Below are 12,266 nucleotides of genomic sequence, written 5' to 3' on the forward strand. Positions count from 1 at the left end.
ATCGGGTCTTACCCCTCAACGCCACGGCCGGCAGGAGGAAACGCTGCTGACGGACAAAATAGTCTGCGACGGCAAACGTTATGCACTTTGTGCCACCCGGATTGATTATGAACGGCAAATTAACGTACATACAAGTGCATCGCACCTACGACTCCATCCCGCAGTTACCACTTATGCCTACCAACATCCCCCGCCTGTCGACATTTCTGCTCTGCCTGTTCAGTTCGGTCATACTGCTTTCCTGTGCCCGTTCCGCCAACCCTGATATTGAAAGAGGATCCAATTACAAATTTCGCCAGGGCTATCCCGAGGCACGTGCGGACGCCGTAGGATATATTGACGAGAACGGCGATCCCGGCATCAGCGTGGCTGTTGACCTGGTGTACGGAAGCCTGGTCTACAAGGAGAATGATGAGGGCGCACTCACGGCCAGCTACGCCATCGATGTTCAGGTCATCGAACAGGGAGGCCTGAAGAGAGTGATCAATTCCGTACGACACACCAACGAGGTGAGTTCCAATTCTGAAAGCATCGTATATAACCAGGACGTACTCAACTATGAAGACCGCATAGAGGCCAAGCCCGGAACCTACGATGTCAACATTACGGTAACCGACCTGAATTCCAGCCGGCAGATTACCCGCATTGCACAAACCAGCATCCCCAACCCGCGGAGCAAGCAAATGGACCTGACCAACATCCGCATGTTCAGCAAGGACATGGATGTGCAAAACCCGGCCTGGAAGCCGATGACCACCTACGATGTGGCAGGGGATATCGATTCGCTCAAATTTATTTTCCAGGTGGTTAACAGCCCCTCCGACCGGCCGCTGCAGATTGATACGCGCCTCGTCCGCTACCAATCGGATACCGAGCCGGCCCGGGATATGTACCAGAGCAATTACGGCTCTTCAACCCTTGGGCACAAAGGAATAGAATATGACGAGTTTGATGTGGTCCAGTCCAGTCAACGAACCTTTGAACAGGCCGGGAGCGTGCTGATCGAACTCAAATTTGCTCAGCAGCGACGAGGTAACTACCGCTTCGAAGCCAGCACCTACAGGAACGAGAACGAAGAAGAGTCGATTTTCAAAGGAAGGGACTTCGGTGTGAAGAGCCAAAATTACCCGGCCGTGCAGAACGCCCGCGAGCTGGCTCGGCCCCTGACTTATTTGATGAACGCCGACGAATACGAGTCCCTGATGTCCATTGAAGAGGACGACTCCCTTAAAGAAGCCATCGATCGCTTCTGGCTGCGGAATATTGGAAACACCCAGGAAGCGAGAAGCGTAATCCGCATGTACTATGAAAGGGTTGAGGAGGCCAACAAGCAGTATTCCAACTACAAGGAAGGGTGGAAAACCGATCAGGGCATGATCTATGTCCTCTTCGGCCCGCCCTGGTATACCGAAGAGAACCTCGACCGCCAGGTCTGGTCGTACTCCTACAACCGCAACGATCCCGACCTGAACTTCCTGTTCATTCAGCGAAAGTTAAAGACCGAGTTCTACCCATTTGACAATTATATCCTGCAGCGCAACAACTATTATTACGACACGCAGTATCAGCAGGAGCAGCTCTGGCTTTCGGGACGCATCCTGAACCGAAACATCTGACAGCCACGCATCATCGGGGTGCTTGAGCCGGCTCTGCACGGATCAGACCACCGTGCGAGGTATGGAGGAGGGCAGGCGCGTGAGCACCTCGTAGTTCATGTAGTTGGTCATTTCGCTGAAAGACGCCACGGTCATTTCGTTCTCTCCCTGCCGGCCTATAATCACCACCTCGTCGCCCTTGCGCACGCCCTCGATATCGGTCACGTCCACCGTCAGCATATTCATGTTCACCAGGCCGGCCACCTGCGCGCGCTGGCCGCGGATCAGCACGCGGCCGGTGTTGGTCAGGTTGCGCCCGTAACCGTGCGAATAGCCCACCGGTACGGTGGCGATCTTCTGGTCGCGGCTGGTCAGGTAGGTATTGCCGTAACCCACGAATTCGCCGGCATCGACCGACTTGGTGCTCATCACCTGGCTTTTCCAGCTTAGAACCCGCTGAAGGGGATCGCGGTGTTTCTTGTCGATGCCCGTATGCTTCTTTACGAAATTCATGTAGGTCTCGCGGTTGGGCCAAAAACCGTACTGCGCGATGCCAATGCGCACCAGGTCGTGCACGGTCTCGGGGTAATTTAGAGCAGCGGCCGAGCAGGCCGAGTGACGATAGCGCGGCTTCAGTCCCTCCTGTTTCAGTTCCCGGCAGCGTTCCTCGAAGCGCTGGATCTGGCGGGTGACTCGTACATGGTTGCTGACGCTCTCAGCTCCCGCATAGTGGGTGCAGAGCCCCTCCAGGGAGAGTTTATCCTCGTTTCCCCGCACCAGCCGCACCACCTCCTCCAGTCGATCGCGGTCCAGTCCCAGACGGTTCATGCCGGTCTCCAGGTGCAGGTGGATGCGCGCCTTGAGGGAGAGCTCGCGTGCCGTGTCAAGAGCGTCCCTGAGGCGGTCCGGCTCGAAGACAAAGAAAGAAATGCCGTTGCGAATGGCCCACGGCATATTGTCGCTGCTGACCATGCCCATAATCATGATTTCGGTCTCCTCACTCTTTCGCGCCTCCAGGGCGGCTTGCGCCTCGTGGTCGCTGAACACCCCAAAATAGTCGATGCCGCAGTCCTCAGCCATGGGAACGAATTCCTTTATGCCATGCCCGTAGGCATTGCCCTTGATGACCGAGCAGAAGGCGGCCTCCCGCCCGATATAGTCCTTCAGGAAACTCACATTCTCCTGGAATTTTTCACGGTCAAGCTCAATGTAGGTGGGCGCGATCATGGATACTGGGCGTACATTTGCATTGCGATTTTAATTTGTTTTATGGGAATCATGGCTGCCCGCTGCCATTCAGATCGTCGGCCAAACCTGCAAAGAGACGTATGCCCGGCTCCAGCAGTCCGTCGGGAAAGTCGTAGGCAGCGTCGTGCAGGCTGGGGTGGTCCGTGCCGCTGCCCAGTCCAAAGAGGGCGCCAGGGTAGCGGGCCGTAAAGTGTCCGAAATCTTCCGACCAGGGAAAGGGCTCTTCCTTCTCGAGAAGATTATACTGCAATCTATCTGCTGTTTTCGCGATTCGCGTAACAGCTTTATCATCGTTTTCCGTAACAATGAACCGCTCCACCTGCTCCACTTCTGCTTCCAGTTCGTGTGCCGTGGCCAGCCCCCGGGCCACCTCCTCCGCCTTCCCCAGCAGGCGCTTCAGCAGCTCCTCGTCAAAAGCGCGCAGGGTGGCCATCACCTCCGCCCGGCCGGGCGAGGTGCCAAAGGCCCGCTCGCCAAGGCTGGCGTGTATGACGGTCACCTTGGCCGGCTGTTCGGGCGGCACGAAAAACTGCGGCATGGCCGAAAGTGATTCCACCAGCTGCGCCATGGCCAGGGCGGGACTCCTCCCCTGTTCAGGGTGACCGGCGTGGGAAGTCGCACCCTGCATCCGCGCAATGAATCCGCAGGATCCCGCCGCGAAGACGCCTCGGCGTACCACCACCTGGTTCTGTTCGTACCCGGGAAGGTTGTGCAGGGCAAATATTCCGTCGGGCTGCAGCTCGTCCACTTCCCCGCTCTCTATCATGGCCCGCGCGCCCTGGCCGGTCTCCTCGGCGGGCTGGAAGAGCAGGTGCACCCTTCCACGGCGTGGAGGCTGCCTGGCAAGATGGCGGCCCACTCCGCACAGTATGGCCATATGTCCATCGTGCCCGCACTTGTGACCGGTTTCTTCGTTGCGCGATCGGTAGGGAAAGTCGTTCTGTTCGGGGATGGGCAGGGCGTCCAGCTCGCTGCGGAAGACCGTGTCGGGGCCCTCCTTTCCGCTGTCCCAGGTGGCGATGATGCCCGTGCCGGCCACGCCGGTCAGCAGCCTGTCGGGGCCGGCTCCGGAAAGGAACTCCCCGACGGCGGCCGAGGTCTGATGCTCCTCACCGGAGCGTTCCGCTAGCGAATGCAGCTTGTGCCGCAGCTCAACGATTTCGGGCAGGAATGTCAGGTTCTGTTGCATCTCAATAAATTTCACCCAGGATGATACGAGGATCGGGATAGCGCCGAAGCGCCTCGCTTATTTCCTCCTCCGCCACCACCCCCGGCATGTCGGCCTCCCCCGGATCTTCACGGCTGATCTGGAAATGCAGGTGCGGTACCCATCCCCCGTTCTCCTCCTCGGTGCCCAGCCGCGCCAGCAGCGCACCTCGCCCGACGTCGTCGCCGGGCTTCCAGCGTTCCAGTGAACCGCGGGACAAGTGGCCGTGAAGGGCCCAGAGCGGTGCGTCCTCCACCCGGTGGCGGGTCACGATGGTGGGACCGTAGTTGCCCTGCTGGTCGTGGTCGGCAAGGTAAGCGATCTCCCCCCTGCCAAAGGCATAAACCGGCGCTCCGGCCCGGGTCCACAAGTCGATGCCCATGTGGATGTTACGCCGTCCCTCGTACTGGGGGGCCAGGTACATGTTCCTGCGCTTCTCGTTGTAGCGGCCAATGGCCCACGGCAATTCGCGAATGAAGGAAATATTACGTCTTTGTCCCAGATCAAGCACCGGCGCATCCCCCGGCATCTTCATGACACGATGAAAGGCCCGTTCCCGGAGATCTTGCTCGCTCATTCGATTTTCTTGTCGATGTAATCGGAGTTCATGATGCCCAGGGCGCCCATGTACTTCATGCGGAAGCGGATGAAATCACCCACCTGGTAGCCCGCCTGGTTGTCGCCCACGTCCAGGATCAGCATGTCGGAACTGGCGTCGGCAATGGTCACATCTTCGTGAACGTTGATCAGGTATTCGGGATTGATATCCAGGTAACCAATATCGAGAATGGCGCGGTAGGAGGTCTCCCCCAGCTTATCCTCGTCCACCTGGTGCGTCTGCCCCTGGGGGTTGGCGCCCAGCTCCCCGCTGGGCATCTTGGGCTTATCGGCTATTTCGATAATCTGCGTATACAACTCCATCACCCCCGCCTCCATACCCTCGATGGTGCCGCCCGTATAGAGGTCGCGTCCAAAGAAAAGGGACTCGCCCACACGAAAGTGGTTGATGCCGCTGGGAAGCTGATTGCGCAACAGCAGGGGGATGGTCACACTTGTGCCGCCCGAAACCAGCGGGATGGACTTGTTGAAACGCAGTTCGATGATCTGCTTGTAGAGGGAGAGCTGGATAAGCTTGTCCTCGTCGGGCATCACCCCGTACATGCAGTTCAGGTTGGTGCCAATGCCGATCACCTCGATGGCGGGCAATTCAAACACCTTCTCGTAAAAGTCGATGAGGTTGTCCCGGATCACCCCCTCCCGCAGATCGCCCATCTCGATCATGATGATCACCTTGTGGACGGTGTCCTGCCGTTGCGCCTCTTCGGAGAGGGCGTGCAGGGTGGCCAGCTCGGTATTGAGGCTGGCGTCGGCGTAGCGGACCACCTCCTCCACGGTGTCACGGGGCGGGGGCTTGATGTAGATGGTCATCACCTCCGGGTCAATCTCCTTGATGCGCCGCAGGTTGCTGACCCGCGAGTCGTGCATCTCGCCAATACCCAGTTCGGCTACCTCCCGAAGAGAGGCCTCATTGCCGCAGAGCAGCTTGGTGGTGATGCCCCATTTGATGTCGTTCTCCTTGAACAGCTCGTCCAGGAAACGGTAGTTGTGGCGCAACTTGTCGCGATAGAGTTTCAGATAGGCCATACCCTACTTGCTATGCCTGTATTCCAGATACTTGTTGGTGAAGTCGTACTTCTCGTAAAGGTGGCGCGCCGGGTTGTCGTGCTCCACGTGCAGCGCCACGTCGCCTTCGGTGCGTTCCAGTATACGCTCCATCATGCGGCTGCCCACCCCCTGCCCCCGGTAGTCGCCGTGTGTGGCAATATAGACCAGGATATGCTCGGGGATGTAGCCACCCATGTTGGTGTCGTTAATCACGACGGCGCCGACCAGCTGCTTCCCGTCGGAGGCCACCAGCACGAAGCCGTCCTGGCCGTTCTCCTCCCCGTAGGCGTAGGCGATGGAGGCGAGAATGTGTTCGCGGGCATCCCCGAACTCGTCGAGGTGCTCATATAGAAAATCGGCGATCTGGTCCCTGGTAAAAGGCACCTCGCCGCTCTCTTCGCTGTTGATAATATGCAAGTCAATCATAGGCGGGTCTTGTGATTCGGTTAACGGGATCAATGGATGCGTTCCTGCCTCACGATCGCCGGCCTGGGAAGAGCAGGGAAACCGATACGAATACGATGGCCGACACGGCAATACCGAAGACGTTGGCGTCCAGTCCCAGCGGAAGCTGCTGTAAAAACACCTGGAGGCAGACCGTAGTTCCTCCCCCCATGACCATGGCGGCGATGGCGCCTGCGGGGCTGCTTTTGGGCCAGTAGAGAGCGCCCAGGATGGGAACGAAGAGCCCGGATACCATGAAGGCGTAGGAATAGAGCATCAGGTTGAGCACGCTCTCCATGGCGCTGGCAATCAGCAGCGCGGCAACGCCGAGTACCAGGGTGGTCACCTGCGAGAACCGGAGGAAGGAGGTGCTGTCGGGATCCACGTCCCGGAAAAAGCCGATAATGTCCGTGACCACATTGCCTGAGGCCGCCATCAGGCAGCTGTCGGCCGTCGACAGTATGGCCGAGAAGTACGCGCTCATCATAATGCCCATCAGTCCCACGGGCAGCACGGTGCGAAGCAGCATGGGAAGTCCCGTCTCGGGGTCAGTTTCAGCGATATTGGCGGCACCCAGGTAATCAAACATGCCCTGTGCGGCGCCCACCTTGGCGAAGAGTCCCAATGACACCCCCATAAAGGCCATCACAGGCCACTCGAACAGGCCGGCCATATACCAGGCGCGCTTGGCCGTCTTCTCGTCGCGGCAGGCGTAGATGCGCTGGTATAGGGTCATGCCCACAAACCAGATGGGAATAATGGTGGCTCCCCAGTAGACCACGCGCTGCCAGGTCATGTTACCCAGGGAAAGCATGGAGGGGTCCACCGCCGCCTGGATGGCCTCCCATCCGCCCACGGCGCTATAGGAGATGGGAATGCCGATGAAGACCAGTCCCACCATCAGCAGTCCCCACTGGATGGTGTCGGTGTAGATGACGGCCTTGAGCCCGCCCATAACGGTGTAGATTACGGCGACCGAGCCCATGATGATGAGCGCAGTCTGCAGATCGAGATTGGCGAAGGTGCCGTTGGCCAGCTTGGCGCCCGCCAGGATCTGCGAGCTGGTAAATCCGGCGTATCCCACAGCGGAGATGATGCCGGCCACCAGGGCCACCCTGGCATTGAAGTAGTGTTCGAAGACCTGCGGAAAGGTAAGGGCCTTGTCAAAGGCCGGGTTGCCCTTGACCTTGGGAATGAGCAGCACGGCCGCCATCCAGGCGCCCAGCAGGCCGGTGAAGAGCATCCAGGAACCCGAAAGTCCCAGGGTGAAACCCAGTCCCCCGAGTCCGATGGAAAAACCTCCGCCCACGTCTGTGGCCACCACGGAAAGTCCCACGTGGAGGCTGCTCATGTTGCGTCCCCCCACGTAATAGTCGTCGGCCCCCTTGTTCCTGTGCAGAAAGAAATAACCGAAGCCCAGCATCCCGATCATGTACAGGATGAAGATGGACAGGTCGATCCAGTGCATGTGGAAAGAAGCCGCTTAGCTTGTGATTTCCGCTAATGAAAAACCCTTGAGCGTCTGTCGCACCCAAGGGTTGATTGCACAAAATATAGGCCTATTACGTTCGAATTGCCAACGGGGAGGGCAGCCTCCGCGCCTGCGGCCCGGCGGCCTGTCACCAGAGCCGCTCCATCTGGTCGGGATCGCCGGGAAAGCCGGCGGGTACGGCTTCCTCCTTGCCTTCGGTACGGGATTCGGGAAGCTGCTGATTCCTTTTTTCTGGCCGCCCGTCATCCTTTTCCGGGCTCCGGCCGTTTCCAGGGCCGGTATCCCCGCTGCGGCCGGCCTGCGTGGGAGGCGGCGAGGTGGCGTATCGGGCCGGGCGGAGCCGTTCGATGTCGGAGAGGGAAATGGCGTCGGGTCGGTCGGAAAGACTGAGCGCACCCAGGTGGTAGGCACCCTCCTGCAGAAGGATCTTCGCGGTGCGAATGGGTCCGCGTACCTCGGCGCCGCTAAGGATCGTGACCTTGCGGGCAGCCTCCACCTCGCCACGCACATGGCCCTCCACCACCACTTCGTCAGGCGAGGAGATGGATCCCTTGAATGAGGTGTGTTTGTCGAAATAGGTGCAGTCTTCCTTCACACTGACCTCTAGACCAAATTAGCTGTAGTCACCGGCTACTCCTTTTTCCGCAGCCTACTTCGCGTTTTCTTCCGCCGCCACCTGTCGGGCGGCCGGGCGTCAGGGCTGCTGGTTCATCGCGCAGACCAGGGTATTTGCGTTGCCCATGTCAATTCCGATGGGAACGCCCTGATCGATCTGCCGCGAGGTATTGATGCAGTATCCGTTGACGGCCATTTTCTCAGGCTCGTCTGTAATCTGAACGTTGAGGATGCCTTCGAACTGCGAGGAGATTTGGCTGGTAAGCTCGTTGAAATAGGCCCCGCCTCCCACGATGTACATCTTCGAGCAGTCCTCGAAGTCGGAGTCCTCGAAGGCGTTGGCCACGGCCGGGCGCACGATGTTCTCGTAATAGGACTTCAGTACGCGCTGGCGCAGGGCGGTCAGGTCGACCATACGCTTGTTGATGTTGATGCGCCCGTTCTGGAAGGCGTTGTTGAGCTGGTGCTCAGTCTTGAAACCAAGGTAGTGGTTTTTCTGGAGCTCCTCCTTCATCATGTTGATGGCGTAGCGCAGACCCCGCGCGCTGGTTGCCGTCCGGCGGATGATGCCGTTGGGGGTGCTGAGCACGCCCTCCATGGACCCGTAGCCGAGACTTAGGATAAAGAAGTTGTTCTTTTCGGCCACCGGGCCGTGGCGCAGGGCGATGATGCCGCCCGCCACTTCAGGAATGACATAGACGTTATCAACGTTTACTGTCACCACCTGACGGCCCATGCCGTCGCCCCTCTTGAAGGTGGAACTGTCGTAGGAAATGTCGTAGGAGCGGGTCAGCTTCTGCTTGGCCGAATCCTTGTGCAGCTGGAACATTTCGAAGGGGAATCCCATTGTAAAGGAAAAATTGCTGCCCGCCTTGCTCTGGGCAACCAGCAGGGCGGCCCGGAGCATGACCTCAAAGTCAAGTTCGCCGGGTGCGCAGTTGATGAGCCGGTGAGGGGACAGCCCTTCCTTGAGGGCCAAGTTTCCGACCATATAGGACTCTTCCTGGTACTCGATCTTGAGTCCGTCCAGAAGGGTGTTGCTTACCCCGTTCAGCTGTGCCCTGGTTGACTCAAATACACTGGGAAACGAAGAAATATCTACCATTTTATTTTTATTTTATTCACCGGTGCCCGTTTGGGACCTTTTAAAGCTTGGTTATAATAACAAATTTTTTCGTGAAAAAGCCACTAATTCGCCCAACCCGTACAAATACGTACCTTTCGGCCTGGGCCGCGGCGGCGTGGCACCCCCGCCGCCGACCTTCGAATCCTCGCTGCAACCCCTAAGCAAATTATCTTATAAATGATTACCAGCCAAGAAGCCACACAACTCGAAGACAAGTACGGCGCGCACAACTATCACCCGCTGCCCGTGGTCCTCTCCCGCGGAGAGGGGGTTCATGTGTGGGACCCGGAGGGCAACCGCTACTACGATTTCCTATCGGCTTACTCGGCCGTCAACCAGGGACATGGCCATCCCAGGGTGGTGCAGGCCCTCACCGAACAGGCCGGACAGCTCTCCCTCACCTCCCGCGCCTTCTACAACGACCGCCTGGGGGCCTATGAGAAGTACATGAGCGATTATTTCGGCTACGACAAGCTGCTGCCGATGAATACCGGCGCGGAGGGCGTGGAGACAGCCATCAAGCTCTGCCGTAAGTGGGCCTACCAGAAAAAGGGCATTCCCGAAGGCAAGGCCAAGATCATCGTGGCCGACGGCAACTTCCACGGGCGCACGGTCACTATTATCTCCTTTTCCAACGACCCGCTGGCCCGAGACGAATTCGGCCCCTATACCCCGGGTTTTGAATCCATCCCCTATAACGACCTGGACGCACTGGAGGAGGCGCTGAAGGACGATCACGTGGCCGGTTTTATGGTGGAACCCATCCAGGGCGAGGCCGGCGTGGTGGTCCCCGACGAGGGCTACCTTAAAGGGGCCGAAGAGCTCTGCCGGGAGCACAACGTGCTGCTCATCGCCGACGAAATCCAGACCGGACTGGCGCGCACAGGCAAGAGGCTGTGCGTGGACCACGAGGACGTACGTCCCGATATGATCATTCTCGGCAAAGCCCTCTCGGGCGGCGCCTATCCCGTTTCGGCGGTCATGGCCGACAATGAGATCATGAACTGCATCAAACCGGGCGAACACGGCTCCACCTACGGGGGCAACCCCCTGGCCTGCGCGGTCGCCATTGCGGCCCTGGACGTGCTGCGCGACGAGAACCTGGCCGAAAACGCCGAAAAGCTGGGTAAGATTTTCCGAAGCGAGATGCAGAAACTGGTGGACGATATCGACCTGCTCAAGCTGGTGCGCGGCAAGGGCCTGCTGAACGCCGTGGTCATCAACGACAGCCCGGACAGCGACACCGCATGGAACATCTGCGTACAGCTCAAGGAAAACGGCATGCTGGCCAAACCCACCCACGGCAACATCATCCGCTTCGCCCCTCCCCTGGTGATGACCGAGGAGCAGCTTCACGACTGCGTCTCCATCATCGAGAAGACGTTCCGGGAATACGGGGGCTGAGCCTTACCCTTCCCTCTTCAATCCAAGCGGCCTTTCCGGCATTCTCCGGGGAGGCCGCTTTTTTTACGCCCGGCCGCGCCGGTCACACACCGTACCTAATATAATGGATCAGGCGCCGTCTGTTTTCGGACTAGCTCCGTACGAAGTCCTCAAGGAACCCGTAGTCATGGTTATCCGCGGCCCTTAAGGCACGAATGTAGCGCTTTCGCACTTCTCCCGGACCATCCAGGTTGCCCGATCCCCAGGAAAAGGGACTGAGGCCCCACCACCGCTCAAGTATGTGATCGGATACGAGCCGTGCATGTCGCCCATTGCCGTTCGGAAAGGCATGGATGTAAACCAGCCTGTGATGAAAACATACGACTATTTTATCCGGCCTGAAGGATTCATGCTCTTTCCAGTAGGCCAGGTCATCCAATAGTTCTCGCAGCGCTACAGGAATTTGAGGCCAATCTATGCCAATATTCTTGTTGCTTCGGCGATAGTTTCCTGCCCAATCCCACACCTTGCCAAACATTTTCCGGTGCAGCGTGCGCAAAAAATTTTCATCCAGCTCCGCTGGTCCACGCTTCCTAGACAGCCAACGATGTGCTTCCAGAATATTCCTGTGTTCCCAGATGTTCAGCTCCTCACGTGTTGTGATATGCGATAACCTGAGTCTTTCCTTTTCGTCAGGCTCAAGCGGTGTTGCCCCGTCAGGATGTTCTGTCCCCATTTATTCGCTCCAAAAGGTAGCAGGCTCTTCCACCAGGATCTGGTCAATGTGATCCTTCAACGCCCTTTCCAGCTCATCATCACCCAGACCTTGTTCCTCCAACTTCATGGAGTGGTCCGTCCTGTTCATGCGTTTCAAGGCGATCTTTCTGGCTTGCTCGCGAACCAGATCTTCCAGCGTGGATTTCGGTACAAAACCGTAGACAAAGGTTACCCCCAGAGCATCCGCAATTTTCTCCAGCGTCGATATCTTAATTTCTCGCCTGGCTTCGGCCGATTCTATGCGCGATATCCTTGACTGGTCAAGGTCAGCGCGATCCGCCAGATCGTAGGTAGACATGCCAAGACTTTCACGTATGGTTTTGATCCAGCCTCTTTCTGGCACTGGAAGCTGCAGTAACGGCTTCAACTTTTTCAACTTCTGATCCAGCTGTTCACGGATAAGCTTTTTGTCCCAATAATCCATAAAGATGATATATCTACCATTGTTTTTATATTTATTAATGATAAATATAACATTAATATATGAAATTTCAATGATATTTATAGCATTATCAGAGGACGTCTGCACCAGAGCTTATTAAAGGAGGGGGTACTATGCCCACAATAAAAAAAGGCAGCTCGCCGTGTGACGAACTGCCTTGGATCAGTGGCGGGGGCAGGATTCGAACCTGCGACCTTCGGGTTATGAGCCCGACGAGCTACCAGCTGCTCCACCCCGCGATGTAGATGCCTAAGATACGGCCCCTTCCGGGT

At 57.8% G+C, this 12,266-nt stretch carries 11 protein-coding genes and 1 tRNA gene; 2 read left to right on the plus strand and 10 right to left on the minus strand.

Features of this window, described 5'->3' with window-relative positions; translation table 11 throughout:
* The first annotated feature begins 134 nt into the window (after window positions 1-134).
* The gene (locus U5K31_04220) at window positions 135-1,616 is read left to right on the plus strand and encodes a GWxTD domain-containing protein (protein MDZ7771931.1); all 1,482 of its coding nucleotides are present in this window, start codon (window positions 135-137) and stop codon (window positions 1,614-1,616) included.
* A 42-nt stretch (window positions 1,617-1,658) separates the two neighbouring features.
* Here U5K31_04220 and alr read toward each other — a convergent pair whose 3' ends face one another.
* From alr to U5K31_04260, 8 genes are all read right to left on the minus strand, one after another.
* Complete coding sequence (gene alr, locus U5K31_04225; protein MDZ7771932.1) at window positions 1,659-2,822, minus strand: alanine racemase; 1,164 nt, start codon at window positions 2,820-2,822, stop codon at window positions 1,659-1,661.
* A 49-nt stretch (window positions 2,823-2,871) separates the two neighbouring features.
* A complete protein-coding gene (locus U5K31_04230; protein MDZ7771933.1) occupies window positions 2,872-4,032 on the minus strand; it encodes an amidohydrolase in 1,161 nt (386 codons plus the stop codon).
* 1 nt (window position 4,033) lies between these two features.
* Window positions 4,034-4,627: a peptidoglycan DD-metalloendopeptidase family protein gene (locus tag U5K31_04235; GenBank protein MDZ7771934.1), complete on the minus strand. Its 594-nt coding sequence runs from the start codon at window positions 4,625-4,627 to the stop codon at window positions 4,034-4,036.
* Window positions 4,624-5,694 (minus strand): alanine/ornithine racemase family PLP-dependent enzyme, encoded by a 1,071-nt coding sequence (locus U5K31_04240; protein ID MDZ7771935.1) that lies wholly within the window; start codon window positions 5,692-5,694, stop codon window positions 4,624-4,626. Before U5K31_04240 ends, U5K31_04235 begins: the two co-directional genes overlap by 4 nt.
* Before the next feature lie 3 nt (window positions 5,695-5,697).
* Window positions 5,698-6,141: a GNAT family N-acetyltransferase gene (locus U5K31_04245; protein MDZ7771936.1), complete on the minus strand. Its 444-nt coding sequence runs from the start codon at window positions 6,139-6,141 to the stop codon at window positions 5,698-5,700.
* A gap of 49 nt (window positions 6,142-6,190) precedes the next feature.
* Window positions 6,191-7,627 (minus strand): sodium:solute symporter family protein, encoded by a 1,437-nt coding sequence (locus U5K31_04250; protein ID MDZ7771937.1) that lies wholly within the window; start codon window positions 7,625-7,627, stop codon window positions 6,191-6,193.
* 151 nt (window positions 7,628-7,778) lie between these two features.
* A complete protein-coding gene (locus U5K31_04255; protein MDZ7771938.1) occupies window positions 7,779-8,246 on the minus strand; it encodes a polymer-forming cytoskeletal protein in 468 nt (155 codons plus the stop codon).
* 99 nt (window positions 8,247-8,345) lie between these two features.
* Window positions 8,346-9,371 (minus strand): ParM/StbA family protein, encoded by a 1,026-nt coding sequence (locus U5K31_04260; protein MDZ7771939.1) that lies wholly within the window; start codon window positions 9,369-9,371, stop codon window positions 8,346-8,348.
* A 198-nt stretch (window positions 9,372-9,569) separates the two neighbouring features.
* On the opposite strand from U5K31_04260, the gene rocD reads away from it, so the two are divergent.
* Window positions 9,570-10,796: an ornithine--oxo-acid transaminase gene (gene rocD, locus U5K31_04265; protein ID MDZ7771940.1), complete on the plus strand. Its 1,227-nt coding sequence runs from the start codon at window positions 9,570-9,572 to the stop codon at window positions 10,794-10,796.
* Between the two features lie 715 nt (window positions 10,797-11,511).
* Here rocD and U5K31_04270 read toward each other — a convergent pair.
* Window positions 11,512-11,976, minus strand: coding sequence for a mobile mystery protein A (locus U5K31_04270; GenBank protein ID MDZ7771941.1), 465 nt, complete (start codon window positions 11,974-11,976; stop codon window positions 11,512-11,514).
* Window positions 11,977-12,160: 184 nt separating this feature from the next.
* Window positions 12,161-12,233 (minus strand) — tRNA-Met (locus U5K31_04275).
* Window positions 12,234-12,266: the final 33 nt, after the last annotated feature.

Source organism: Balneolaceae bacterium (assembly GCA_034521445.1).
Classification (GTDB): domain Bacteria; phylum Bacteroidota; class Rhodothermia; order Balneolales; family Balneolaceae; genus JAXHMM01.